Here is a 24597-nt window from a genome sequence, read left to right on the forward strand (position 1 = left end):
CATCCTGCAGTTGCGGCCAGCCACGCGGGCTGGCCGGCTCCGTTACTTCAGCGTGGCCTCATCAAAATTGAATGAGGTATCGGGCATCACATAAAAACCAGTCAGGTTTTTGCTATTGGCAGAAACCAGTTGCTCAACCACCAGCGGGATCCAGGGATGGTCCTGCCAGATGGTGTCCTGCGCCTCTTTGTAGAGACGCGCTTTTTCAGCACGGTCAGTGGTTTTCAGCGCATCGGCCAGATCTTTATCGACCTTCGGATTGCTGTAAAACGCGGTGTTGAAGATTGCCGGTGGCCAGGCAGCGGTGGCAAACAGTGGCGTCAGCGCCCAGTCGGCCTCACCGGTTGAGGCAGACCAGCCGGTGTAGAACATACGCACGCCGCTCTCTTTCTGGCCTTTACCTTCGACTTCAGCAGCACGCTGACCCGCATCCATCGCCGTAACTTTTACCTTCACGCCAATCTGCGCCAGCTGCTGCTGCGTGAACTGCAGCACCTTTTGCGCGGTGCTGTGGTTGTGCGACGACCAGAGCGTGGTTTCAAATCCGTTCGGGTAGCCCGCCTCTTTCAGCAGCGCTTTGGCTTTAGCGGGATCGTAGCTGATAGCCGGATAGGTCTGCGCAAAGTCGATAGCGGGCGGCACGATGCCGGTCGCAGGCGTGGCGTAACCGGCGAAGGCCACCTTCGCCAGCGCCTGACGGTTGATGGCATATTCCAGCGCTTCACGCACCTTCGGATTGTCGAACGGCTTCTGCGTCACGTTAAGGCTGATGTAACGCTGCATAATCGAAGGCGTGGTTACCACATTGAGCTTGCTGTTCTTCTCCAGCAGTTTTGCCTGCTCATAAGGCACCGGGAACGCAAGGTTCGCTTCACCGGTCTGCAGCATGGCCGCGCGGGTATTATTATCCACTACCGGTCGCCAGGTAATGCTGTCCAGCTTCGGATAGCCCGGTTTCCAGTAGCCGTCCCACTTCTTCACCTTCACAAAGTCGGTCTGATTCCAGGTTTCAAACACAAACGGACCGGTTCCCACCGGATGGAAACCGATCTCTTTGCCATATTTTTTCAGCGCGGCAGGCGAAATCATCGCCGCCGCCGGATGGGCCAGGATGTTGATAAAGGCGGAGAACGGCTCTTTCAGCGTGACTTTCACCGTAGTTGGATCCACCACTTCGGTGCTGGCGATATGTTTAAACAGGTTGTAGCGCTTGAGATGGTTATCCGGGTTGCTGGCACGATCGAGGTTGACCTTTACCGCGTCCGCATTGAAGTCCGTGCCATCCTGGAATTTAACCCCGGAACGCAGCTTGATGGTGTAGGTCAGGCCGTCGGCGCTGGCCTGATAGCTCTCCGCCAGCACATTGGTGAGCTTCATCTCTTTATCAAAGCCAAACAGCCCCTGATAGAACGATTTCGCGACCGCCTGCGACAGCGTGTCGTTGGCGTCATAGGGATCGAGCGTGGTGAAGTTGGACGCGACGGCAATCACCGCATCCTGTGCTGCCCAGGCGGGCAATGCCATTGCGCTGCTTAACACGCCAGCCGCCAGTAACCCTTTACGCATCGTACTCTGCATTTTGTTCTCCTGTAATCCCTGTTGGGTTGGTCGCCGGGGCGACATCGTCACTGTTCAGGTCGCGCTGATAACGTGGCGGGCGACGAAATGGCCCGGAGCCACCTCTATCAGCGGTGCCACTTCAGGTTCATCCCCTAACGCATGAATCGGGCTGGGGATCTCATCGACCAGTAAGGCGCGTTCACGACGCCGGTGTGCCGGATCGGCTACCGGCACCGCGGCCATGAGTTTTCGGGTATAGGGGTGTTGAGGCTGTTCAAACACTGCCTGACGCGGCCCTATCTCAACAATCTGACCGAGATACATTACCGCCACGCGGTGGCTGATACGCTCCACCACTGCCATATCGTGAGAAATAAACAGAAAGGCGATGCCAAACTCGCGCTGCAGGTCGAGCATAAGATTAATAATCTGCGCCTGAATCGACACATCCAGCGCGGAGACAGACTCATCGGCGATGACCACCTTCGGATTCAGCGCCAGCGCGCGGGCAATACAGATGCGCTGGCGCTGCCCGCCGGAAAATTCATGTGGATAGCGCTGAGCATGCTCCGGCAGCAGACCGACTTTATCCAGCAGCCAGGCAACGCGCTGCTCCGCCTCGCGCCGCGGCATCGCCTTGTGAACCAGCAGCGGCTCCATAATCGAGAAGCCGACCGTCAGACGGGGATCAAGCGAGGCGTAGGGATCCTGGAAGATAAACTGAATGTCGCGTCGCAGATGGGCGAGCGCAGCACCTGAGAGATGGTCGATGCGCTGTCCGTCAAAGGTCAGCGTGCCGCCCTGGCTGGCAACCAGCTTCAGTAGCGAGCGTCCGGTGGTCGATTTACCACAGCCCGACTCCCCCACCAGCGCCAGGGTCTCTCCGGCATAGAGATCAAAACTCACTTTTTCGACAGCATGGACCCGGCTTTTGACGCGATTCAGCAGGCCGCCGCGAATATCGAAGCGGGTGACCAGATCGCGTACCTGCAGAATGGGTGGCTGCAGGCGGCGTACCGTATCCTGCGGCACGTCATCAACCGCATCGCTATTCAGAAGCGGAAACCTGGCCGGCAGGGGCTGGCCCTGCATCGAGCCGAGTCTGGGCACCGCGGCCAGCAGCGCCTGGGTGTAGGGCTGTTGCGGTGCGCTGAACAGTTCGGCGACCGGCGCATTCTCTACCACATCGCCGCGATACATGACCTGAACCCGGTCCGCCATTTCGGCGACCACGCCCATATCGTGCGTGATAAAAATCACCCCCATCTGCATCTCTTTTTGCAGCACGCGGATGAGCTGCAGAATCTGCGCCTGAATAGTGACGTCGAGTGCCGTGGTCGGCTCATCGGCAATCAACAGCGCCGGTTTGCAGCAGAGCGCCATCGCAATCATCACGCGCTGACGCATTCCGCCTGAGAGCTGATGCGGAAAACGAGACAGGACATTGTGCGCATCGGGAATCCGCACCATATCCAGCATCCGGCGCGCCTCTGCCAGTGCCCCGGCGTGGCTCATCCCCTGATGCAGACGAATGGATTCGGCGATCTGCTCGCCCACGGAGAAGACCGGATTCAGTGAGGTCATCGGCTCCTGAAAGATCATCGCCATATCCGCGCCGCGCACCCGACGCATCTGACTTTTTGAGGCGCGCATCAGATCCAGCACCTCGCCGTTGCGACGCCGCAACAGCACCTCGCCGCTGACCCTCCCGCCAGCCTGCTCAATCAGCCGCATCAGCGCCAGCGAGGTGACCGATTTTCCTGAACCTGACTCGCCTACCAGCGCCAGCGTTTCGCCGCGAAACAGATCGAGTGACAGATGACGCACCGCGTCCGTGACGGTGTCTTCGTGCTGAAAACGCACATTGAGGTCGCGCACCGCCAGCACCTGACCAGGTGCCAGCGGCGGTAACGTTTGCCTGTCGCTCATTACTGCATCCTTAACTTTCTTAATTTTCGCGGTAGATAGCGACGTCAGCTGCCTCGCCGACCCGCGCGACGCCCCGGTACATACCTTCGCTGTTGAACGGCAGCGCCACGTTGCCTGCGCGATCGACAGCGATTAAGCCGCCACTGCCGCCCAGTTCCAGCACGCTGTCATGAATGACGTTAACACTCGCCTGCTGCAACGAGCGTCCGGCGTAGCGCATCTGCGCGGCCACATCGTAGGCCGCCAGCGTCCGCATAAAGACTTCACCGGTGCCGGTACAGGAGACCGCCACGCTGTCGTTGCTGGCATAGCAGCCCGCGCCCGGCAGCGGCGAGTCGCCGACGCGTCCGGCCTGCTTATTGGTCATCCCGCCGGTTGACGTGGCCGCAGCGAGGTTGCCCGCCAGATCCAGCGCGACCGCCCCGACCGTGCCGAACTTACGGTCCGGGTCGAGCGGGTCGTCACTGAGTGCAGCACCATCATGGTCCAGCACCGCGGTATCGCTGTTGAGCGCGCGCTGTAACTGTTCCCAGCGTTCCGGCGTAGAGAAGAAATCAGGCTCGACCGTTTCCAGCCCCTGCGCCACGGCAAACTGCTCTGCGCCTTCCCCGATAAACAGCACATGCTCGCTTTTTTCCAGCACGGCACGTGCCGCCAGGACCGGATTACGTAATCGCGTTACGCCTGCGACCGCGCCCACTTCCAGCGAACGGCCATCCATGATGCAGGCATCGAGTTCATGGGTGCCCTGATGGGTGAAGACCGCGCCTTTGCCCGCGTTAAACAGCGGACACTCTTCCAGCAGTCGCACCGCCTCGGTCACTGCATCGAGTGCACTGCCGCCCTGCGCCAGTATCTGCTGACCCTGTGTGACAATATCGTGGAGCGCCTGACGGTAGCGTTGTTCCTTTTCAGCGCTCATTGCTGCGCGCGAAATCGCACCTGCGCCGCCGTGAATGGCGATCACTGCATTGACCATAACGCTCTACCCTGTGATTGCATCAGGACGAAAAACACTGATTTAAAATGGTTTTCACCCATTTTTGGTGATTTTTGACTATAGAAAGCCTGCTAAGTGTTGTAAAGCGGAAACTGTTCCTGTGGTTATAACCTTTTCTTACCGTCATATTTCACTTTGGTCGCAATGACCGGCAGGTCAGGCCGACGCCGATGTGACTCAGCGACCAAATCCCACCATAATAGGCAGCATCTGACATAACCAGGCTGGACTGTTCATGGAAAGTTTTACTGCAGGTTTGATCTCCCTTGAGGAGGCACAACAAAAAATGCTGTCACAGCTGACGCCCGTCACCGACTCGCTGAGTGTGCCGCTGGCCGAGGCGGTCGGGCGCATCACCGCAACCGCAGTCACCTCACCGATTGCCGTGCCGCCCTTTGATAACTCCGCGATGGATGGCTACGCCGTCAGGCTGGCCGATGTCAGCAACGGACAGCCGCTGCCGGTGGCGGGTAAAGCCTTTGCCGGCGCGCCGTTCAGCGGTGAATGGCCGCAGGGCAGCGTGATTCGCATCATGACCGGTGCGCCGGTGCCCACTGGCTGTGAAGCGGTAGTGATGCAGGAGCAGACCGAAACGCAGGGCGAGGAGATTGTGATTACCGCGCCGGTGCGTCAGGGACAGAATATCCGCCTGACCGGTGATGATATTCAGCCGGGCCATGTGGTGCTGGAAGCGGGTACGCGTCTGGGTGCCGCCGAGCTGCCGCTGCTCGCCTCGCTGGGTATCGCTCAGGTCAGCGTACTGCGAAAACTGCGGGTCGCTATCTTCTCAACCGGTGATGAACTCCAGCCAGTTGGTGAGCCGCTGGCAGACGGCCAGATTTATGACACCAACCGCTTTGCGGTCTCGCTGATGCTGCATAAGCTGGGTTGCGAAGTCATCGACCTTGGCATCATCAAAGATGATCCGTCCGCACTGCGTGCTGCTTTCACCGAGGCCGATCGGCAGGCGGATGTCGTGATTACTACCGGCGGCGTCTCGGTGGGCGAAGCGGACTTCACCAGAACGATGCTGGAAGAGCTTGGTGCCATCAGCTTCTGGAAGCTGGCGATCAAGCCTGGCAAGCCATTTGCCTTTGGCCGCCTTAACAGCAGCTGGTTCTGCGGCCTGCCGGGCAATCCGGTCTCCGCCGCCGTCACTTTCTATCAACTGGTGCAGCCGCTGCTTGCCACCCTCACCGGCCAGCAAAAATCAGCATTGCCGCCACGTCAGAAAGTGCGCTGCGCCTCGCGGCTGAAAAAGTCACCAGGCCGGCTCGATTTCCAGCGCGGCATCCTGCGACAGAACGCCCAGGGTGAACTGGAGGTAGAGACCACCGGGATGCAGGGCTCACACGTCTTCAGCTCTTTTGCCCAGGCGAACTGCTTTATTGTGCTGGAACGGGAACGCGGCAACGTGGAACCGGGCGAATGGGTCGAGGTGGAACCGTTCAACGCCCTGCTGGAGGCGTAAATGCTGCCTGAATTAAGTGATGAGGAGATGCTGCGCTACAACCGGCAGATCGTCCTGCGAGGCTTTGATTTTGACGGTCAGGAGCGGCTGAAAGCCAGTCGCGCGCTGGTCGTCGGGCTGGGCGGGCTGGGCTGCGCGGCTGCGCCCTACCTGGCTTCTGCCGGCGTCGGCAGCCTGACGCTGCTCGACTTCGATACCGTGTCGCAATCTAACCTGCAGCGGCAGATCCTGCACCATGACGCGGATATTGGCCGCGCCAAAGTGGACTCAGCCGCACACAGCCTGGCCGCCATCAATCCGCACTGCCAGTTGCATCCGGTCAACGGACAGCTTGACGATGCGGCGCTGCTGGCGCTGATCGCCCAACAGCAGGTGGTGCTGGACTGCACCGATAATGTCGCGGTGCGCGAGCAGCTTAACAGGCTCTGTCGACAGCAGCGGATACCACTGGTCTCCGGCGCTGCGATTCGGATGGAAGGTCAGATCAGCGTATTCAACTGGCAGCCCGGCACGCCCTGTTATCGCTGCATCAGCCGCCTGTTTGGCGAACAGACCCTGAGTTGCGTGGAAGCGGGTGTCATGGCTCCGCTGGTTGGCGTGATGGGTGCGATGCAGGCGATGGAAGCGATTAAAGTGCTGACGGCATTCGGCACCCCCGCCACCAGCCGGTTGCTGATGTACGATGCGATGAGCGCGGAGTTTCGCAGCATGAAGGTGGCGCAGGATGCGCACTGTGAAGTGTGTGGTGGAGGGGCTTAACCCTCTGCGGACATCCTTTTACAGACAGCTCAAAACTCAAGACGTATGCTCCTTGAGCCCTCACAGCTTTGCAGTTTTACCTGCTTAGGGAACATGGTCAGATCGGAAAGTCGCTTAAACCCTCCCAGGCGCTCGTCCCGCGCCGTCCATGGCGCGGGACGCTTTCCTCCTCTGACCATGTTCCCTGCGCCTTGAGCACATGCGTTGCTGCCAGATAATCCCTGAGCCTATGCTGAACGACTGAACCAGCCGAACCACCGGCATCAAAAATAACAAAACCAATCATCAGCACCAAAAAAAACGGGGTGGCCTGCGCCACCCCGTTTTTATCAGACGATACCCTGACTACGCAGGTAATCTTCGTAATTACCGGTGAAGTCCACCACCTTGTCTGCTTTCAACTCAATCACACGGGTTGCCAGCGAGCTGACAAATTCGCGGTCATGCGAAACAAACACCAGTGTGCCTTCATACATCTCCAGCGCCATATTGAGCGATTCAATCGACTCCATATCAAGATGGTTGGTCGGCTCATCCATAATCAGGATGTTCGGTTTTTCCATCATCAGCTTACCGAACAGCATACGTCCCTTCTCACCACCGGAAAGGACTTTGGCTGGCTTCTTAATATCATCCTGCGAAAACAGCAGACGACCGAGAATACCGCGAATGGTCTGCTCATCATCGCCCGGCTGTTTCCACTGACTCATCCAGTCAAATACCGTCAGGTCATTGGCAAAATCATCGGCGTGATCCTGAGCGTAATAACCAATACGCGCATTCTCTGACCATTTAACCGTGCCATTATCAGGCGTAAGCTGACCCACCAGCGATTTCAACAGCGTCGATTTACCAATACCATTGGCACCAATTACCGCCAGCTTCTCACCCACTTCCAGTAGCAGATTTAAATTCTTAAACAGCGGACCGTTATCAAAACCTTTCGTTAAACCTTCCACTTCCAGCGCATTACGGAACAGTTTCTTGTCCTGCTCAAAGCGGATAAACGGGTTCTGACGACTGGAAGCTTTCACTTCATCCAGTTTAATTTTATCCATCTGCTTAGCACGTGAAGTCGCCTGACGTGATTTAGAGGCGTTGGCGCTAAAACGACTGACGAATGATTGTAAGTCAGCAATCTGCGCTTTCTTCTTGGCATTATCAGATAACAGACGTTCACGTGCCTGCGTTGCCGCGGTCATATATTCGTCATAATTACCGGAATAAACCCGCAGCTCGCCATAATCCAAATCGGCCATGTGGGTGCAAACCATATTCAGGAAGTGACGGTCATGCGAAATGATAATCATGGTGCTGTCACGCTCGTTCAGAACCTGTTCCAGCCAGCGAATCGTATCAATGTCCAGGTTGTTCGTCGGTTCGTCGAGTAACAAAATATCCGGATTAGAAAACAGCGCCTGCGCCAGTAGTACACGTAATTTAAAGCCAGGGGCGATTTCACTCATCGGGCCATAATGCTGCTCAACCGGAATGCCGACACCGAGTAATAATTCACCGGCACGCGACTCGGCGCTATAGCCATCCATCTCACCGTAAAGCGCTTCAAGATCGCCGACTTTATACCCCTCTTCTTCGCTCATTTCTGGCAAAGAATAAATGCGGTCGCGCTCCTGCTTTACTTCCCATAATTCATGGTGACCCATGATAACGGTGTCCAGCACGCTGAATTGTTCAAAGGCGAACTGATCCTGACGCAACTTACCAATGCGCTCGTTGGGATCGTAAGAGACGTTGCCGCCTGAAGGCACCAGATCGCCACCCAAAATCTTCATGAAGGTGGATTTTCCGCTGCCGTTCGCACCGATTAAACCGTAACGATTACCGCCGCCAAATTTAACGGAGATATTTTCGAACAGTGGCTTGCTGCCAAACTGCATGGTGATATTGCTGCTAACTAACACGGCATTGACCTTTGTGAAGAGAATGGATGAAAAAACGGCGGCTATTATGCCAGATGTGACGCAGCGCACGCCAGCGTCAGGCGTGGATTCCTGGCGGGGTGATTGATATCCCGACAGAAATAAAAAAGCCGGAGGACCATAATGGCCCCCCGGCTCCCACTTACAAGGATTGTGTTGATCAATCGATCAGGAAACTGTCCAGGCTTTTACCGGAATCCAGCGCTTTTTTAATCGCTGCCGGGGTGCGGCCCTGACCTGTCCATGATTTCTGCTCACCGTTTTCGTCGGTGTAAGAATATTTAGCCGGACGCGGCGCACGCTTGGTACGTTTTTTTCCGCTTTCCAGCGCACCTAATAATTCATTAGGATCGATGCCGTCAGCCAGCAGCATTTCGCGATATTTAGACAGCTTTTCTTCTTTTTCGCGATTCTGCGTCTCTTCCGCTTCTGCTTCTTCGCGGCGCTCAGTAACAACAACGGTTAATTTTTCCAGGATCTCTTCAAGATCGGTCAGTGGCAGTTCACGAGCCTGGGCACGTAATGTGCGAATATTGTTCAGTACTTTAAATGCGTCACTCATCACAATGTCCTTGTTTAAGGGGGGTTAATAAAACTGTAGCGCCAAGATTACCTAATTTAAATAAAAAAATAAATTATTTTTACGCCCCAGATAATTCTTAAGTATTAATTCAGACAAAACAGCACTATTAAAATCGGCAGTGCCTGACGTTTTATTAACGCTGAATTAACAACAAATCGTGCTCAGGTTGCATTGTTGAAAACGATTTCAGAGGCTTTATAGCGAAAGCTGGCAGTTTATCTTATCCACTAAAGTGGGTTTTCATAGCATCATTATTTACGGTTGCGCACCTGGCAATAGCTGATTAAAAACGTGCTCTGAACGCGATCTCAGTCACACCAGCTTACAGATTATGTTTAAAAATCCCCCTCCGGGCCGTTAAAGAGCCCAAAATAATTACCGCCCTGATGAATTTTTAATATTGCCCGTTGCCATCTGTTAACTTTTTTTTTGCCGCTGCGATTTGCAGCAGAGTCAGATTATTCGCAGTTCCCTCAGCTACGCAATAACAGTTCTGGCTGAAGCAGGCGGAGGAATAGTTGCACCCGGCTTACGAGCCTGGTCATGAGGCAACTTAAAAAATCCGTCCGGATAATAAACTCAGAAAGGTGATGGAGTTCAAAAAGCTGACTCAGAATAGACCAGCAACATAAAAATAACGTCGCTTCGCGGCTGCTGATAATAACCCTGTGCTTATCACGCGTTTATTTTCTGCTGCCAGTGTCGGGAACAGAGGCGGTGAGATACCTGGTTATTCAACAGGTTAGATAATTATCAATAGCCGTGAGAGGCTGTCAGCATCTGATGCAATGCTGACAGGAAGAACGATTAAGGGCGGTTACTGCACAGAGGCAGCGACCGCCAGAGAGCTAATTTGCCTGGGTTGCGGGGCCAAATACCGGATATTGCGGCATCTCAACGTTCTGATAGGTTTCCCAGCCGCCGCCCAGCGCTTTATAGAGCGCGACTAAATCGAGCGCACTCTGCATCCGCGCCTGTGTCGCCTGCTCCTGCGCCTGTGCCAGCTGACGCTGTGCATCCAGCACCTCGAGGAAGGTTGAAAGCCCCTGCCGGTAACTGTCGCTGGCGAGATCAAAGGCGCGCTGAAGGGCACCGGTCGTCTCATCCAGCGCGGTAACACGCTGCTGATCGGCGCGATAGCTGACCAGCGCATTCTCCACATCCTGCAACGCCGTCAGCACCGTCTGACGATAATCCAGCGCGGCGCTGGCCTGCTGCGCACGGGCGAGTTTGACGCTCGACACCAGCTGACCACCCTGGAAGATCGGAATCGACAGCGACGGACCATAACTGTAGAAATGGCTGCTCCAGTTATCCAGATAGCTGACGTCGGTATTGCGCACGCCCAGCTGACCCGTCAGGGACAGGCTCGGGAAAAGCTGCGCCACTGACACGCCAATCTCTGCGGTTTGAGCATGAAGCGTCGCTTCAGCCTGACGAATATCAGGACGACGACGTGCCAGCGTGGAGGGAATACCCACCGGGACAAACTGCGGTAGCGTCGGTAACGCTTTTGGCGTACTGAGTTCAGCATCCAGCGCACCCGGCGTTTTACCAAGCAGCACCGCCAGCCCATTCATCGCCTGTCGCGCCTGAGACTGATACTGCGGCAGTTGGGCCTGCAGCGTACTGAGCTGGGCTCGGGCATTTTCCACATCGGTCAGCGGAGCCAGACCATTCCGCTGCTGGCTCTGCGTCAGCTCTGTAGTCTGCTGCGCCACCTCAATCTGCTGCTGCAGCGTCTGAATGGTGCTCTGCGCGCCACGCAGCTGCAGCCAGGCTCGCGCCACTTCGGCTTCCAGTGAAACCAGCGCATCGTTGCGCTGCTCTATCGCGGCCTGCTGCTGGGCATTGGCGGCCTCAACCTGACGGCGCACTTTGCCCCACAGATCCAGCTCCCAGCTGGCATCGAAGCTGCCCTGATAGAGGTTAACCGGCTGGGTCAATCCATTGAGCTGGCTGGCCACGTTGCTGTCGAGCTGATCGGTTGCGCCATTGGATTTCAGCAAGCCTTCCAGCCCGAGCTGCTGACGCGTCACTTTGGCTGAACCGCCCAGGGTGGGGAACAGACTGCCCTGCGCCTGCGTCAGCTGTTCACGTGCACCGGCAATGCGCAGCACCGTCTGCTGCAGGCTCAGGTTGCCCGCAATTGCCCGCTCAATCAGACTGTCGAGCTGCGGATCATTGAAGCTGCGCCACCAGCGTGAATTAATCGCGGCATTTTGTGGCTTTGACGCCTCCTGCGAATCCAGGGTGTTGTAACCACCCGGCACGGCAGGTTTCGGCGCCTGATAGTCAGGTCCGACGGCACAGCCCGCCAGTCCGAAGGCCAGCAGTAAACTCAGGGGTTTCAGGCGATGAGAGAAATAAACCTTCATGTTAGTGTGCTCCTGCACTGCCTTCGCTCTTAATCGGCGACAGCAGCCAACAAAATGGAATCAAAATCAGGGCGACAATACTCAGGCCTGAGAAGACATCGATGTAAGCGAGAATACGCGACTGCGCAATCATCTCCTGATAGAGCTGACCGGTTGCCAGCGTGACGGGATCGCCCACCGCCGAGGTAAAGTCGCGTATCGCCTGTGCCCAGTGCTGAAGCGTAATGTTGAACGGCTCATTCAGCGGCGTCATGTTATGCACCATGTGCGCTGACCGTACCTGTTCGCGCTCGGTAATGGCCGCGGTCGAGAGTGAAATCCCAATCGATCCGGCCACGTTACGGAACATGGTAAAGAGCGCCGAGGCGTCAGCATTAAGCCGCTGCGGAATGGTGACAAAGGCGATAGTCGTCAGCGGGACAAACAGGAAACCCAGCCCGATCGACTGCGCGCTGCGCATCAACACCAGCGTTTTAAAATCGACATTGGGTGTTAAAGTCGAGGAGTAGAGAAACGCCACGGCCAGACAGCTGAAGCCAAAGGCGATGATGTAGCGCGTCTGAACGATCGGCATCAGTTTCAGCACCAGCGGAATCGTCAGCACGATTAGTACCGCGCCAGGCGACAACACCAGACCTGACCAGGTGGCGGTGTACCCCAGATCCTGCTGCGCCAGCTGTGGTAACACTACGGAACTGCCATAGAGAATCATCGCCATCCCCGCCATCAACAGCCCGGCGACCCAGAAGTTGCGGTCTTTCATCACCAGAATATCGACCACTGGCTTACGGGCATACATCAGCCAGTAGATGGCCCCGACGATGCCAATCAGCGCCAGAATGGCGAACAGCACGATAAAGTGCGAGGCAAACCAGTCCTCATCCTCTCCGCGATCCAGCATCACCTGCAGACAACCCAGTCCTAAGGTAATCAGGCTGATGCCGATATAGTCGATCTTTAGCTTACCTTTGGCCCACTTACGCTCCCATGGTGGATCTTCCAGCAGCTGATAGATCGCCAGCACGGTAAGCACGCCGACCGGAATGTTGATAAAGAAGACCCAGCGCCAGCTGTAGTTGTCGGTAATCCAGCCACCTAATGTCGGGCCAATCACCGGCGCGACAATAATGGCAATAGAAGAGAGTCCAAATGCCTTGCCGCGATCTTCTGCCTTGAAGTAGTCCAGCAGCACAGACTGCTGAACCGGCTGCAATCCCCCACCAAAAAAGCCCTGCAGCACGCGGAACAGAATGATTTGCCACAGTTCGGTAGCGATGCCGCACAGGAAAGAGCAGATGGTAAACATCACGATGCAGATCAGGAAAAACTGTTTACGGCCAAACAGCCGGCTGAAGAACGCAGAGATAGGCAGCACAATGCCGTTCGCCACCAGATAGGAGGTCAGCACCCAGGTTGACTCATCGTAACTGGAGGAGAGCGAACCGGCGATATGCGGCAGCGCCACGTTAACAATGGTGGTGTCGAGGATCTCCATAAACACTGCCAGCGTGACCGTGATCGCCACTAACCACGGATTACTGGCGGGTTTCCAGCTCTGCGCCGTACTCATTCCACCGTTACCTTCGGTTCAACCGAGAGACCCAGCGGCAGCGGATGGTTTGGATCAAGTCCCTTATCGACCACGATTTTCACCGGCACGCGCTGAACGATTTTCACATAGTTGCCGGTGGCGTTCTCTGACGGGAAGGTTGAGAAGCGCGAACCAGAGCCCATCTGAATACTGTCGACATGCCCTTCCAGCTTCATATCCGGCCAGGCATCGACGCTGATTTCCACTTTGTCGCCCGGATTCATACGTTGCAGCTGAGACTCTTTGAAATTCGCCGTGACCCAGATCTCAGGTGAGACCAGCGAGAACAATGAGGAACCGGCCTGCACCAGGGTGCCCAGCTGAACGTTACGCTTGGTGATAAACCCGTCATAAGGCGCACGAACCTGGGTATAGGAGAGATTCAGATCGGCCGTGCTTAACTGTGCTTTCGCCTGCTCAACCTGTTGCTGACGCGCTTCAACATTGGTCTCCTGCTGACGAATCTGCAGGGCAACCTGTGACGCCACTTCAACCTGTGCTTTCGCACTTTGTAACTGCGCCTGCGCCGAACGTAACTGCGCGGACGCGCTGTCGATATTACGCTGACTGGTTGCACGCGGATCAACGCCACGCTGGCGACGATAATCCGCCTGCGCATTCAGCAGGTTCGCTTCAGCCTTAGCCTGGTCCGCCAGCGCCTGATCGCGCTGTGCCGGATACTGTACTTTTGACAGCGCCAGCTGTGCCTGCGCCTGATGCAGCTGTGCGACCGCTAAACCGAGCTGCGCATTAGCCTGTTCGCGCTGAGCACGATTGTCGCTGGGATCGATTTCCACCAGCAGATCGCCCTTCTTCACCCGCTGGTTATCTTTTACCAGCAGCTTCACGACATAGCCGGACGCTTTAGGCGCAATGGTAACGGCATCGCCTTCGGTAAAGGCATCATCGGTGGTTTCAATGTTGCGGGTAGAGAACCAGAACCAGAAGCCGACAATCAGCATAATCACCACCACCACCGCCAGAATAATCAGCGGCTTTTTACCGGGGCGTTTGCGCTCAGGCTGCTGGTCGTTGTCCTGATTTTCCTCTGGCTGACGGCTTTTATCCGTCGCGTTTTCTGCGTCCTGCTGGTGTTGATCGCGTTGATTATTCTCGCTCATAGTTCCCATCACTGGCTAAGGCCCTGATTCCGGGCATAAAGGTCCTGTTAACCTTATCTCGGAAATTGACAAAATCCAGTGCAACTTTACGAAACTTGAGGAATGGCGCACATCCTGCCACTTGATGGGCGTAGCAGGATGCGTCCGGGCTAATGGAGTAACTGCAACAGCAGCCAGCCGCTGGCCATTGACCAGGCCAGCAGAGGAAGGGAAAAGAGATGGAATTGCCACCAGACAGCTTTGTCTTTCGCCATGCGCAGTGCAATCAGGTTAGCAAGTGATCCCGGCAGCAGACCGAACCCGCCAATGTTGACGGCCCAGGCCAGCACATCCGTGGGCGGAACTTTTTGCAGCAGCAGAATTGTCGCCGGGACGTTGCTGATCACCTGAGACAGACCAATTGCCAGCAGATAGAGCGGTCCCTGGCCGAAATGCGTCACCGCATCGAAGTGCGCCTGCATCACCGGCAGACGTGTCAGCAGGAAGACGTCAATAAACATGGCGATGAACACCGCCAGCAGGCTCCAGTCAATGCGCAGCAGCACCGGGCGTGCCATCACCAGGAAAATAGCGAGGATCAGCAGCAGTATCCAGCCGGTGATCTCCAGCTCAAGACCGGCGATAAACAGCAGGTACAACACGACGCTGACGATAAACAGCGGCTTCTGCCACTGCGGCTGTTCCGGGTTGTCATGCTTATCAATCGACCGCTTTGAAAAACTGAACCAGGTTAACGCCACCAGACTCAGCAGCAGCCAGGCGGCCAGCGGCAGCATCTGCACGATAAACGCCACCACGCTCAGCTTGCCGTGACTCCACAACAGAATGTTTTGCGGATTGCCAACCGGTGTCAGCAGCGATCCGGCATTAACCGCCAGCGCCTCAAAAATAATCAGTCGCGAGATAGGTAAACGGGAGAACTTACGCAGCGTCAGCGTCAGCGGAACCAGAATGAACAGCGCCACATCGTTGGTCAGAAACGTAGAGAGCAGCGCCGCTGCCAGCACCATAAAGAGTGCAAGCGCGCGTTCATGCCGGAAACGCGCAATCAGCCGTCCTCCCAGCACGTCAAAGTAGCCGCTGGTTTCCAGCCCTTTGGTCAGGATTAACAACCCGGTAAGCGTGATAATGGTATGCCAGTCTACGGCACCGGGCAGATCGGCCCAGCGGAAATCCGCCAGAAATGCCAGAACTACGCCAATCACGATTAATAAATGCAAAATAGAGTCATGCAAAAAAGATCGAAGCAGTTGAGGCATAGTGAGGGTACGCCTTAGCGTTAACGGGTTTCGGAGAACTTCTTAAATACAGCCAGCGTTTCATCACTGACGTGATGCTCAATACCTTCTGAATCGCGTCGGGCCGTTTCGGGACTGATGCCTAACGCCAGCAGAAAACTTTCAACGATATGATGACGGGCGCGGCTCTCCTCTGCCAGCTTCTCACCTTCACCGGTAAGGAAAACACCGCGATAAGGCACCTGCTCAACCAGCCCGGCACTGCCAAGCCGCTTCAGCATTTTCGCCACGGTAGGTTGCGAAACGCCCAGACGGGCCGCCATATCGACCTGACGCGCTTCGCCAAATTCACCAATCAAATCAGAGATTAACTCAACGTAGTCATCAATTAATTCCCGACGATGCGCTTCACGCACCTGCCGAAAACCTTCGACATGCTCTTCAATATCTTTCAGTGGTCCTTTTGGCGCAGAAACCACGCTTTTAGCACGACGACTCATTCAGCTTCCTCATTATTATTTCCCGTACTGACACTGCTATACGGATTTAGCTGCGCTCATTGTAAACCAGCCGCAAAGAAGCTCAAATTTTTCGTCATTAGGCTTGGCTAAACAATATAGCCAGTGCTATATTTGTTGATAATGTAAGCAGCAAAAAAGTGGGATCCTGGTTGATCCTCTGTTGCGCCGGTGTGATGACATTTCTCACCGCAGGCTGCTGACTACCGCGTCGACAATGATTGGGAGGTGATTCTATGAGCACCCTGAAATGTTGCTTAGATTGCAGCAAATGCTTCCAGGCTGAAAAGAAAACAACCACGGAGATGAAATCCTGGCTGTGCCTGCTGACGCGTTCCCCGTTCACACTGCGTCTGATGTTGATTGAGAAGCTCCTGGGCCATAAGCCTGCCGATCGTCGCTGCCAGAATCTGATCTGGCGCGGCTAATTCTGATTCAGCGCCTTTCAGCCAGCGGCTGAGAGGCTTACTTCCCTCTTTCCGCATCCCTTTTTCTTATTTGTCCACGAAACCTTTATGCCTTACGGCATTAACGACGATGGCTGGTTATCGGCAGTGGATAGCAGGAGTCATCAGAGAGCGATTCGCGGTGTAAGGCGGGATGGTAAAATCAGCACAATAAAAAACGGCCCACAAGGGGCCGTTTTTTTGCAGGTCAGCTAAGCTAAACTTAGAAGCTGTAACCTACGCCAGCAATCCAGGTGCCAACGTCAACGTTACGGATACGGCTCTGCTCGTAACCAACGTCCAGCGCGACGTCCTGAATTGGGTTAAACTGCAGACCTGCACCGTAAGAGAAGCCTACGTCGCTTGAATCAGTTTTAGCGCGTGATGCAGTATCGTTCTGCTGGAATTTACCATAGCCGATACCCACAACACCGTAGATGCTAGCCCAGTCGTTCAGACGGAAAGCTGGACCACCGGTCACACCGTAGTACTGGCCTTTATTATAGATGCCAGCTTCGGTACGATCTTTTTCAGTGTAGGTGAATGAACCGATCCAACCCAGTGGGTTAGAACCGTCTTCGTAGCGGTATTTCAGGTTGAAGCCGTTAGCTTTGTTAGCCACGCCCTGATAGTCGCTCTGAGCATAGCCACCAGTTACGGTGCTCTGTGCCATTGCTGAACCTGCAGATACTGCCAGTACACAGGCTAATGCTGAAAGACATGCAATTTTTTTCATAACCACCTCAAATGTGAAAATACTTCTCTCCTGACAACGCTGAAAATATAACAAAAAATAGCGAGAAACTCTGCCCGGATTTTGTTGTCTAACAGAAAGTTTGGTGTAACAGGAAGTTAATGCGACATCCTATGTCATTCATTTTTCTTATAAAATCCGTCATCTTTCTGCAATAATCATTTTGTGCTCATTTCGTTCTTTAAGTTAAATCCTAAAAAATCCTGACATTTCTTTACCTAAATGGCCCTGATTCTGGCCAAAATTTGCTCAGTTAAGTCAAATTTAAAACGCGATTCCGTGATTCTTTGCCCGCTATTTCCTTTACACTGGCTGACTCATTACGTTAATGACCAGGAAAAGTACACAGGATGTCTGCCTCTCCCGCTTCCAAAAATCTCGCCCCGATAGTCATGCCGATTGCCGTGCTACTGATTGCGATGTTGTCGCTGCAGGGCGGCGCTTCACTGGCAAAAAGCCTGTTTCCTTCTGTGGGTGCCACCGGGATTACCGCACTGCGCCTGGGCTTTGGTACCCTGATACTCTGTGTCATTTTCAAGCCCTGGCGTTTACGCTTCAGCCGGGAGCAGCGTCTGCCTCTCCTGATGTATGGACTGGCTCTGGGCACCATGAATTTTACGTTCTATCTGGCGATTCGTACCGTGCCACTGGGCGTGGCGGTGGGACTGGAATTTACCGGCCCGCTGGCGCTGGCGCTGTTTGGATCGCGTCGGCCGCTGGATTTTGTCTGGGTGTTGCTGGCGGTAATTGGCCTGTGGTTCCTGCTGCCGTTTGGTACAGACATGACCGCGATTGATCCGCTGGGCGCAGCGCTGGCAGTGGGTGCAGGTGCCTGCTGGGCGATCTATATCCTGGCGGGACAACGGGCAGGTGCAGAGCATGGCCCCGCAACCGTCGCCATCGGTTCGCTGATTGCCTCAGTCATTTTTGTGCCACTCGGGCTGACGTTCGCCGAAAGCGGCATCTGGACATGGGCGGTTATGCCAATCGCGTTGCTGGTCGCACTGCTTTCCAGCGCCATTCCCTATTCCCTTGAGATGATCGCCCTTACCCGCTTACCGGCGCGCATTTTTGGTACACTGATGAGTCTTGAACCCGCCATGGCCGCCTTTTCCGGCATGCTGTTTCTGGGGGAAACCCTGACCGGGCTTCAGTGGCTGGCGTTGCTGGCCATCATCATCGCCTCAGCAGGCTCAACACTGACTATGCGCCCGAAAAAGAGTCAGTTAAGCAGCGTTGAATTATCAGACGATAGGCATAAATAAGCGATTTCAGCCCGCACGCTGGCGGGCGAAATAACAATCATGCTCAGCATGAGAATTATTCTTAAACGCTGCGATTTACGGTTCATCCTATTTTGAAACAGTCACTTACCTGCTATTTACAATTTAGTATAACTTTATGATTTAGATAGCTATTTAATAAAATTTATATTTTAACATAGCTTTAACCTTACCCGCACAGCCCTGCTTTTAAAAAAGACTGACACTATTTCATCCATCGTCAAAGTCGTTTCTGCAAAGCTGAAAAGCGCTGCTATACTTATCCCGTACTTGATTAGGACAACCATCAAAGAGAGGACTGAAACGATGAGTACCGCTAAATTGGTTAAAACGAAATCTTCTGACCTGATTTATACCCGCAACGACGTGGCCGAAGATGAGAAGAAAGCCACCATCGCGGTGTTGAACCGTCTGGTAGTCGAGTTTATTGACCTGTCATTGATCACTAAGCAGGCGCACTGGAACATGCGCGGTGCTAACTTCATTGGTGTGCATGAGATGCTGGATGGCTTCCGCACCACGATTACTGACCATCAGGATACCATTGCCGAGCGTGTGGTTCAGTTGGGCGGCGTGGCGCTGGGCACCACGCAGGTTGTAAATGACACGACTCCGCTGAAAAGCTATCCGCTGAATATTCACAGCGTGCAGGATCATCTTAAAGCACTGGCCGATCGTTACAGCGTTGTGGCGAATGATACCCGTAAAGCCATTTCAGAAGTTAAAGACGAAGATACCGCTGACATCTTTACTGCGGCATCGCGCGATCTGGACAAGTTCCTGTGGTTCATCGAAGCCAACATTGAATAACACGCAATGCACGCAATCAGGCGGGGAAACCCGCCTTTTTTACGTCTGTGTTAGTGCAATTTTATGACCCTGTTAACAGTTCTTCCCTCCTCCGCTTCACAGCCTTAACATCTGAGGCACACTACCGCTTGCACCAAAATAGCCACCTGCACCAAAGTTGAGCACCAATAGGGTGCAATGGCAGAATTAACTGCAAAATCGTGTCAGCTGTGTTATTTAACTCTCTGATTTCGCGGATTTTGCAAAGTTGGCATAATTCTTTCATATGACAAGCCGCAAACGCAGGCCCTGCCGCCTGGTAGTAAAAAAAGGAAAAATGATGAAGTCACTGTTAAAAGTTTCTGTGGCCGCGCTGGCGCTGGCCTTCTCCCTCTCCTCCACCGCAGCAGAAAAGAAGCTGGTCGTCGCTACTGATACCGCCTTTGTTCCGTTTGAATTCAAACAGGGTGACAAGTATGTCGGCTTTGATGTGGATCTGTGGGATGCCATTGCGAAAGAGCTGAAGCTCGATTACACCCTGAAGCCAATGGACTTCAGCGGCATTATCCCTGCACTGCAAACGCGCAATGTCGATCTGGCACTGGCGGGCATCACCATTACCGAAGAACGTAAAAAAGCGATCGAGTTCTCTGATGGCTATTACAAAAGCGGTCTGCAGGTGATGGTGCGTAACAATGAAAACGACATCAAAGGCATCAGCGATCTGAACGGTAAAGTCGTCGCAGTAAAAAGCGGCACCGGCTCTGTGGAATATGCCAAAGCCAACATCAAATCGAAAGATCTGCGTCAATTCCCGAACATCGACAGCGCCTACATGGAGCTGGGCACCAACCGTGCGGATGCCGTGCTGCATGACACGCCAAACATCCTTTACTTCATCCACACCGCCGGTAAAGGCCGCTTTAAAGCGGTAGGCGATTCAATTGAAGCGCAGCAGTATGGTATCGCCTTCCCGAAAGGCAGCGACGATTTACGTGAGAAGGTAAACGGCGCACTGAAAACCCTGAAAGAGAACGGCACCTACAACACGCTTTATAAAAAATGGTTCGGCACCGAACCTAAATAATAATTTGCCCGTTATCTGATTTCAGCAGGGAAACTTTTTCCCTGCTTTTTTCCATCGCAACATATCTGGAGTGACACCATGGAGTTTGACTGGAGCGTCATCTGGCCCGCCATGCCAGCGCTGCTCGAAGGCGCCAAACTGACCTTAATTATCTCAATCATTGGCCTGGTTGGCGGCCTGTTTATCGGGCTGGTGGCCGGTTTTGCCCGCGCTTACGGTGGCTGGATCACCAATAACATCGCACTGGTGTTTATCGAAATCATCCGCGGCACCCCTATCGTGGTGCAGGTGATGTTTATTTACTTTGCGCTGCCGATGGCATTTCCTGACCTGCGTATTGATCCTTTCACCGCCGCAGTGGTGACCATCATGATTAACTCTGGTGCTTATATTGCCGAGATCACCCGTGGTGCCGTGCTGTCGATCAACAAGGGATTTCGTGAAGCCGGACTGGCACTTGGCCTGTCGAGCCGCGAGACGCTGCGCTACGTGATTATGCCGCTGGCACTGCGTCGTATGCTGCCGCCGCTGGGCAACCAGTGGATTGTCAGCATCAAAGATACCTCACTATTTATCGTTATCGGCGTGGCTGAACTGACACGTCAGGGTCAGGAGATTATTGCCGGTAACTTCCGCGCTCTGGAAATCTGGAGCGCCGTCGCGATCATCTATCTGGTGATTACGCTGGTGTTGAGCTTTGTGCTACGCCGCATTGAGAAAAGGGTGAAAATCCTGTGATTGAGTTTAAAGATGTCTCCAAGCATTTTGGCCAGACCCAGGTGCTGCACAATATCGATCTGAAGATTAACCAGGGTGAAGTGGTGGTCATTATCGGCCCATCCGGTTCCGGTAAATCGACGCTGCTGCGCTGCATTAACAAGCTGGAAGAGATCACCAGCGGCGAGCTGATTGTTGATGGCCTGCGCGTTAACGATCCGAAAGTCGATGACCGCCTGATCCGTCAGGAAGCCGGTATGGTGTTTCAGCAGTTTCATCTGTTCCCACAGATGAGTGCGCTGGACAACGTCGCCTTTGGTCCCATCCGGGTGCGCGGTGCCAGCAAAGAGGCCGCACGCCAGCTGGCGAGAGAGCTGCTGGGCAAAGTAGGCCTGGCAGAGCGTGCACACCACTTCCCGTCTGAGCTGTCTGGCGGCCAGCAACAGCGTGTGGCGATCGCCCGCGCGTTGGCGGTGAAGCCGAAGATGATGCTGTTTGATGAGCCAACCTCTGCGCTGGACCCGGAGCTGCGTCACGAAGTCCTGAAAGTGATGCAGGATCTGGCGGAAGAAGGTATGACGATGGTGATTGTGACGCACGAAGTAGGCTTCGCACAAAAGGTCGCATCGCGTCTGATCTTTATCGACAAAGGCCGGATTGCGGAAGATGGCGATCCCGACAGCCTGATCAGCAATCCCCCCAGCGAACGTCTGCGCGAATTCCTGCAGCACGTCTCCTGATCAAAACGGGCCGCATCGCGGCCCGTTTTGATTGTTGGCAAAGTCTGCCCTGCCCAGCTGTGAGACCGAGGCTGCGAAGGAAACATGGGCAGATCGGAAAGTCGCTTAAACCATCCCTGGTCCCTCGGCCCGCGCGATTACGCACCTCATCCCTGAGGTGCGCCCGTAAACGGGCCAACGCGTTGCGTTGTTCAAAAAACGCCTGCCGTTTTTGTCCCAGGCGCGGGACGCTTTCCTCCTCTGCCCGTGTTCCCTGCGTTATTAGCTAATATGTTGCTGCCAGAGCAACCCTGATTGGGTTTGTCAGCAGTCTGAAACGGCCGTATCGCAGCCCGTCCTTTTTTCTCCGCAGATAGATTCCAGTTATGCGCGAAAAGAGATGCCTTAGCTTCCCAGGCGACTCAGCAGCTTGCTGCGCTGGGCGGCAGGCATAAAACTCCACGCCAGGAAGCGGCTCTGCTTCTGCCCCTGCGCCATATTCACCACCCGCAGCTCTGCGACGTCGAGCGCCTGCAGCTGTTTTTCCAGCGCCGGTAAATTCTCTTTGCGCGACACCAGTGAGGTAAACCAGCCAATCTGGCGACCAAACGCCACGCTCTCGGCGATCATCTTGCCGATGAACGCCTTTTCTCCACCGGGATACCACAGCTCATTGTGTTGCCCGCCAAAGTTAAGCGGCGCACTCTTATCCAGCCCAAGATTACGCACCTTACGCTGTGAACCCGAAACCGCCTCTTCCGCCGACGCGTGGAATGGCGGGTTACACATCACCGCACTGAAAAATTCATTTTTGCTGACCACACCCGCCAGCACCGCATCGCTGTTTTTCTGACGACGCAGACGGATCTGACGCGTCAGGCGCGGATTGGCTGCGACAATGCGATTAGCGGCTTTGATGGCGGCTTCATCAATTTCGGTACCGGTAAAGCGCCAGCCATATTCCGCCGCACCAATCAGCGGATAGATACAGTTTGCGCCGCAGCCAATATCCAGCACGTCCGCGGCCGGGATCGCGCCGTTGTTATCCAGTGCCAGCAGATCGGCCAGGTAGTGCAGATAATCGGCACGTCCTGGCACAGGCGGGCAGAGTGAGCCGGGCGTCAGTTGCCAGTCGATGTCATAAAAGAGTTTGATGAGCGCCTGGTTCAGCAGCATCACCGCCTCCGGGTCCGCGAAATCCACGGACTGCACGCCATAACCGTTAGGCCGGACTTTCGCCGCCAGCGGCGGATGGGCAGCGGTTAGCGCGGCAAAATCGTATTCGCCCTGATGGCGATTGCGGGCGTGGAAGGGCGACGTGCTGGCTGACTTTTTCATACGTTCTCTCAATTATTCAGGCGCGCGTACAATACGCTGTAGAGGGCGGAAAATAAACCCGCACCATCCGCTTACCTCATTCCGGTTCCGTCGGGCGATGCTGTCGGGCTAAGATAGATAAAATCATCTGCCGGAGACGTTATGAGCCATAAACGCTATTCTTATCAGCCCCGTGCGGGCCACGGTCTGCCACACGATCCGCTGAACGCCATTATCGGGCCGCGCCCGATCGGCTGGATTAGCTCTGTCAGCACCAGCGGCCAGCGCAATCTTGCGCCTTACAGCTTTTTTAACTGCTTCAACTATCATCCGCCGATTATCGGTTTCGCCAGCAGCGGCTGGAAAGACAGCGTCCGGAATATTGCAGAGACTAAAGAGTTTGTCTGGAATCTGGCGACCCGTCCGCTGGCCGAAGCGATGAATGAAAGTTCCGCATCGCTCCCTGCCGATCAGGACGAGTTTGCCTTTGCCGGATTAACCTCGCTGGCGGCTTCCCAGGTCAGCGCCAGCCTGGTGGCGGAAAGCCCGGTCAACTTCGAGTGCCGCCTGACGCAGCTGATCCAGTTGCAGGATGCCAGCGGCACCCTGCTCGACAGCTGGCTGGTGATGGGCGAAGCGGTGGCGATTCACATCGATGAATCGCTGCTTGAGGAGGGCATTTATCAGACCGCCAAAGCTGAGCCAATCCTGCGTGCAGGCGGCCCCAGCGCCTATTACGGCATCAGCGAAGCTCAGCGCTTTGATTTAGTCCGTCCGGACGCCCGCCGCAGGTAATCTCACTCCACAAGCGCATCGGCCCGGTGCGCTTTGATCTGCGCCACCGCGCGGGCGATGTCGGGGGCCAGCCAGCGATCCTGCTGCCAGCGATCAACCACCTGCCTTAACAGTAGCCAGGCGCGGCCAGGACGGGATTCGGCAAGCAGAAAGGCGCGGTTCGACAGCAACGTCAGCAGCAGGTAACAGGCTCCGCCCACCAGGTAAAAGGAGAAGTAGTCACGGGTCGAACCGGCCGCTATCTGGCTGGCCCGCATTAGCCCGACAATGCCGGTCACCGACACCAGCGCCGAATCTTTCAGGCTCATCTGCCAGACGTTTGACAAGCCGGGCAGCGCATAGCGCGCCACCTGCGGCAGCAGAATGCGTTGGCGGATGCGCCAGCGCGGCATGCCAATCGCGACAGCGGCTTCAATCTCCCCTTTCGCCAGGGCCAGCCGCGTGGCGCGATAGACTTCCGCCTGATAAGAGCCGGAGATAAGCCCGATAGCCAGCGCCCCGATCAGAAATGGTGGCGCTTCGATAAAGCCGTCCGCGCCAGACAGGCAGCGCTCCCCTGCACCCGATTAGCGCAGCGATGCACCAGGGCGGCGCATCGCTGA

Annotated in this window: 21 protein-coding genes and 1 pseudogene; 9 read left to right on the forward strand and 13 right to left on the reverse strand. The window is 55.2% G+C overall.

The genetic code is table 11. The features are described 5' to 3' along the window. Nucleotides 1–42: 42 nt before the first annotated feature. From gsiB to ACTJKZ_RS08155, 3 genes are read right to left on the reverse strand one after another with little or no spacing between them, the layout of a single operon-like run. Nucleotides 43–1578: a glutathione ABC transporter substrate-binding protein GsiB gene (gsiB, locus tag ACTJKZ_RS08145; protein ID WP_222924287.1), complete on the reverse strand. Its 1536-nt coding sequence runs from the start codon at nucleotides 1576–1578 to the stop codon at nucleotides 43–45. 54 nt (nucleotides 1579–1632) lie between these two features. Continuing rightward, complete coding sequence (locus tag ACTJKZ_RS08150; protein WP_161734300.1) at nucleotides 1633–3489, reverse strand: dipeptide ABC transporter ATP-binding protein; 1857 nt, start codon at nucleotides 3487–3489, stop codon at nucleotides 1633–1635. Between the two features lie 19 nt (nucleotides 3490–3508). Beyond that, entirely contained in the window at nucleotides 3509–4468 is a 960-nt protein-coding gene (locus ACTJKZ_RS08155; RefSeq protein WP_161734302.1) for an isoaspartyl peptidase/L-asparaginase family protein, read from the reverse strand. Between the two features lie 256 nt (nucleotides 4469–4724). Between ACTJKZ_RS08155 and moeA the strand changes: the two genes are divergently transcribed. Together moeA and moeB are read left to right on the forward strand one after the other, a co-directional pair. Next, nucleotides 4725–5960, forward strand: a complete 1236-nt coding sequence (gene moeA / locus ACTJKZ_RS08160) for a molybdopterin molybdotransferase MoeA (RefSeq protein WP_253421426.1) — start codon at nucleotides 4725–4727, stop codon at nucleotides 5958–5960. Then, a complete protein-coding gene (gene moeB / locus ACTJKZ_RS08165; protein WP_440829440.1) occupies nucleotides 5961–6719 on the forward strand; it encodes a molybdopterin-synthase adenylyltransferase MoeB in 759 nt (252 codons plus the stop codon). A gap of 329 nt (nucleotides 6720–7048) precedes the next feature. Here the strand turns inward: moeB and ACTJKZ_RS08170 are convergent, their stop codons facing one another. The 7 genes from ACTJKZ_RS08170 to mntR form a co-directional block, all read right to left on the reverse strand. Continuing rightward, on the reverse strand, nucleotides 7049–8641 hold the full coding sequence (locus ACTJKZ_RS08170; RefSeq protein WP_033782451.1) for an ABC-F family ATPase: 1593 nt from the start codon (nucleotides 8639–8641) through the stop codon (nucleotides 7049–7051). Nucleotides 8642–8819: 178 nt separating this feature from the next. Beyond that, nucleotides 8820–9221: an H-NS family histone-like protein gene (locus ACTJKZ_RS08175; protein ID WP_003850507.1), complete on the reverse strand. Its 402-nt coding sequence runs from the start codon at nucleotides 9219–9221 to the stop codon at nucleotides 8820–8822. An 869-nt stretch (nucleotides 9222–10090) separates the two neighbouring features. Beyond that, nucleotides 10091–11620, reverse strand: coding sequence for an efflux transporter outer membrane subunit (locus tag ACTJKZ_RS08180; RefSeq protein ID WP_222924292.1), 1530 nt, complete (start codon nucleotides 11618–11620; stop codon nucleotides 10091–10093). Nucleotide 11621: 1 nt separating this feature from the next. Then, on the reverse strand, nucleotides 11622–13190 hold the full coding sequence (locus ACTJKZ_RS08185) for a DHA2 family efflux MFS transporter permease subunit (protein WP_161736767.1): 1569 nt from the start codon (nucleotides 13188–13190) through the stop codon (nucleotides 11622–11624). Beyond that, nucleotides 13187–14332 (reverse strand): HlyD family secretion protein, encoded by a 1146-nt coding sequence (locus tag ACTJKZ_RS08190; RefSeq protein ID WP_161736766.1) that lies wholly within the window; start codon nucleotides 14330–14332, stop codon nucleotides 13187–13189. The genes ACTJKZ_RS08185 and ACTJKZ_RS08190 overlap by 4 nt, the downstream gene beginning before the upstream one ends. A 149-nt stretch (nucleotides 14333–14481) precedes the next feature. Continuing rightward, on the reverse strand, nucleotides 14482–15591 hold the full coding sequence (locus ACTJKZ_RS08195) for an SLC13 family permease (protein WP_161736765.1): 1110 nt from the start codon (nucleotides 15589–15591) through the stop codon (nucleotides 14482–14484). Nucleotides 15592–15611: 20 nt separating this feature from the next. Beyond that, entirely contained in the window at nucleotides 15612–16070 is a 459-nt protein-coding gene (gene mntR / locus ACTJKZ_RS08200; RefSeq protein ID WP_010254350.1) for a manganese-binding transcriptional regulator MntR, read from the reverse strand. A gap of 254 nt (nucleotides 16071–16324) precedes the next feature. On the opposite strand from mntR, the gene ACTJKZ_RS08205 reads away from it, so the two are divergent. Continuing rightward, a complete protein-coding gene (locus ACTJKZ_RS08205) occupies nucleotides 16325–16516 on the forward strand; it encodes a hypothetical protein (protein WP_033782439.1) in 192 nt (63 codons plus the stop codon). Nucleotides 16517–16757: 241 nt separating this feature from the next. Here the strand turns inward: ACTJKZ_RS08205 and ompX are convergent, their stop codons facing one another. Further along, the gene (ompX, locus tag ACTJKZ_RS08210) at nucleotides 16758–17270 is read right to left on the reverse strand and encodes an outer membrane protein OmpX (protein ID WP_013357252.1); all 513 of its coding nucleotides are present in this window, start codon (nucleotides 17268–17270) and stop codon (nucleotides 16758–16760) included. 368 nt (nucleotides 17271–17638) lie between these two features. On the opposite strand from ompX, the gene rhtA reads away from it, so the two are divergent. From rhtA to glnQ, 5 genes are all read left to right on the forward strand, one after another. Then, nucleotides 17639–18553: a threonine/homoserine exporter RhtA gene (gene rhtA / locus ACTJKZ_RS08215; protein ID WP_033731969.1), complete on the forward strand. Its 915-nt coding sequence runs from the start codon at nucleotides 17639–17641 to the stop codon at nucleotides 18551–18553. 324 nt (nucleotides 18554–18877) lie between these two features. Then, nucleotides 18878–19381 (forward strand): DNA starvation/stationary phase protection protein Dps, encoded by a 504-nt coding sequence (gene dps / locus ACTJKZ_RS08220; protein WP_033731968.1) that lies wholly within the window; start codon nucleotides 18878–18880, stop codon nucleotides 19379–19381. Nucleotides 19382–19700: 319 nt separating this feature from the next. Then, a complete protein-coding gene (gene glnH / locus ACTJKZ_RS08225) occupies nucleotides 19701–20447 on the forward strand; it encodes a glutamine ABC transporter substrate-binding protein GlnH (RefSeq protein WP_090962721.1) in 747 nt (248 codons plus the stop codon). Between the two features lie 78 nt (nucleotides 20448–20525). Then, nucleotides 20526–21185, forward strand: coding sequence for a glutamine ABC transporter permease GlnP (gene glnP, locus ACTJKZ_RS08230; protein ID WP_013357248.1), 660 nt, complete (start codon nucleotides 20526–20528; stop codon nucleotides 21183–21185). Next, entirely contained in the window at nucleotides 21182–21904 is a 723-nt protein-coding gene (glnQ, locus tag ACTJKZ_RS08235; protein ID WP_010254327.1) for a glutamine ABC transporter ATP-binding protein GlnQ, read from the forward strand. The genes glnP and glnQ overlap by 4 nt, the downstream gene beginning before the upstream one ends. A 384-nt stretch (nucleotides 21905–22288) precedes the next feature. Here the strand turns inward: glnQ and rlmF are convergent, their stop codons facing one another. Beyond that, on the reverse strand, nucleotides 22289–23221 hold the full coding sequence (gene rlmF / locus ACTJKZ_RS08240; RefSeq protein WP_222924294.1) for a 23S rRNA (adenine(1618)-N(6))-methyltransferase RlmF: 933 nt from the start codon (nucleotides 23219–23221) through the stop codon (nucleotides 22289–22291). A gap of 141 nt (nucleotides 23222–23362) precedes the next feature. Between rlmF and ACTJKZ_RS08245 the strand changes: the two genes are divergently transcribed. Then, the gene (locus tag ACTJKZ_RS08245) at nucleotides 23363–23995 is read left to right on the forward strand and encodes a flavin reductase family protein (protein ID WP_161736924.1); all 633 of its coding nucleotides are present in this window, start codon (nucleotides 23363–23365) and stop codon (nucleotides 23993–23995) included. Between the two features lie 116 nt (nucleotides 23996–24111). On the opposite strand, the pseudogene ACTJKZ_RS08250 reads toward ACTJKZ_RS08245, so the two are convergent. Then, a pseudogene (locus ACTJKZ_RS08250) lies at nucleotides 24112–24540 on the reverse strand (ABC transporter permease subunit); the annotation flags it as partial. Between the last annotated feature and the right edge of the window lie 57 nt (nucleotides 24541–24597).

It is taken from the genome of Pantoea sp. 22096 (assembly GCF_052045955.1).
GTDB lineage: Bacteria > Pseudomonadota > Gammaproteobacteria > Enterobacterales > Enterobacteriaceae > Pantoea > Pantoea alfalfae.

What these genes read in the sequence shown, in the direction of transcription:
- ACTJKZ_RS08185 (WP_161736767.1), bottom strand. Translation starts at nt 13,190, where the DNA reads ATGAGTACGGCGCAGAGCTGGAAACCCGCCAGTAATCCGTGGTTAGTG.
- moeA (WP_253421426.1), top strand. Translation starts at nt 4,725, where the DNA reads ATGGAAAGTTTTACTGCAGGTTTGATCTCCCTTGAGGAGGCACAACAA.
- glnH (WP_090962721.1), top strand. Translation starts at nt 19,701, where the DNA reads ATGAAGTCACTGTTAAAAGTTTCTGTGGCCGCGCTGGCGCTGGCCTTC.
- ACTJKZ_RS08150 (WP_161734300.1), bottom strand. Translation starts at nt 3,489, where the DNA reads ATGAGCGACAGGCAAACGTTACCGCCGCTGGCACCTGGTCAGGTGCTG.
- ACTJKZ_RS08245 (WP_161736924.1), top strand. Translation starts at nt 23,363, where the DNA reads ATGAGCCATAAACGCTATTCTTATCAGCCCCGTGCGGGCCACGGTCTG.
- ACTJKZ_RS08155 (WP_161734302.1), bottom strand. Translation starts at nt 4,468, where the DNA reads ATGGTCAATGCAGTGATCGCCATTCACGGCGGCGCAGGTGCGATTTCG.
- ompX (WP_013357252.1), bottom strand. Translation starts at nt 17,270, where the DNA reads ATGAAAAAAATTGCATGTCTTTCAGCATTAGCCTGTGTACTGGCAGTA.
- gsiB (WP_222924287.1), bottom strand. Translation starts at nt 1,578, where the DNA reads ATGCAGAGTACGATGCGTAAAGGGTTACTGGCGGCTGGCGTGTTAAGC.
- dps (WP_033731968.1), top strand. Translation starts at nt 18,878, where the DNA reads ATGAGTACCGCTAAATTGGTTAAAACGAAATCTTCTGACCTGATTTAT.
- ACTJKZ_RS08190 (WP_161736766.1), bottom strand. Translation starts at nt 14,332, where the DNA reads ATGAGCGAGAATAATCAACGCGATCAACACCAGCAGGACGCAGAAAAC.
- ACTJKZ_RS08205 (WP_033782439.1), top strand. Translation starts at nt 16,325, where the DNA reads ATGAGCACCCTGAAATGTTGCTTAGATTGCAGCAAATGCTTCCAGGCT.
- ACTJKZ_RS08175 (WP_003850507.1), bottom strand. Translation starts at nt 9,221, where the DNA reads ATGAGTGACGCATTTAAAGTACTGAACAATATTCGCACATTACGTGCC.
- moeB (WP_440829440.1), top strand. Translation starts at nt 5,961, where the DNA reads ATGCTGCCTGAATTAAGTGATGAGGAGATGCTGCGCTACAACCGGCAG.
- rlmF (WP_222924294.1), bottom strand. Translation starts at nt 23,221, where the DNA reads ATGAAAAAGTCAGCCAGCACGTCGCCCTTCCACGCCCGCAATCGCCAT.
- ACTJKZ_RS08195 (WP_161736765.1), bottom strand. Translation starts at nt 15,591, where the DNA reads ATGCCTCAACTGCTTCGATCTTTTTTGCATGACTCTATTTTGCATTTA.
- glnP (WP_013357248.1), top strand. Translation starts at nt 20,526, where the DNA reads ATGGAGTTTGACTGGAGCGTCATCTGGCCCGCCATGCCAGCGCTGCTC.
- mntR (WP_010254350.1), bottom strand. Translation starts at nt 16,070, where the DNA reads ATGAGTCGTCGTGCTAAAAGCGTGGTTTCTGCGCCAAAAGGACCACTG.
- rhtA (WP_033731969.1), top strand. Translation starts at nt 17,639, where the DNA reads ATGTCTGCCTCTCCCGCTTCCAAAAATCTCGCCCCGATAGTCATGCCG.
- ACTJKZ_RS08180 (WP_222924292.1), bottom strand. Translation starts at nt 11,620, where the DNA reads ATGAAGGTTTATTTCTCTCATCGCCTGAAACCCCTGAGTTTACTGCTG.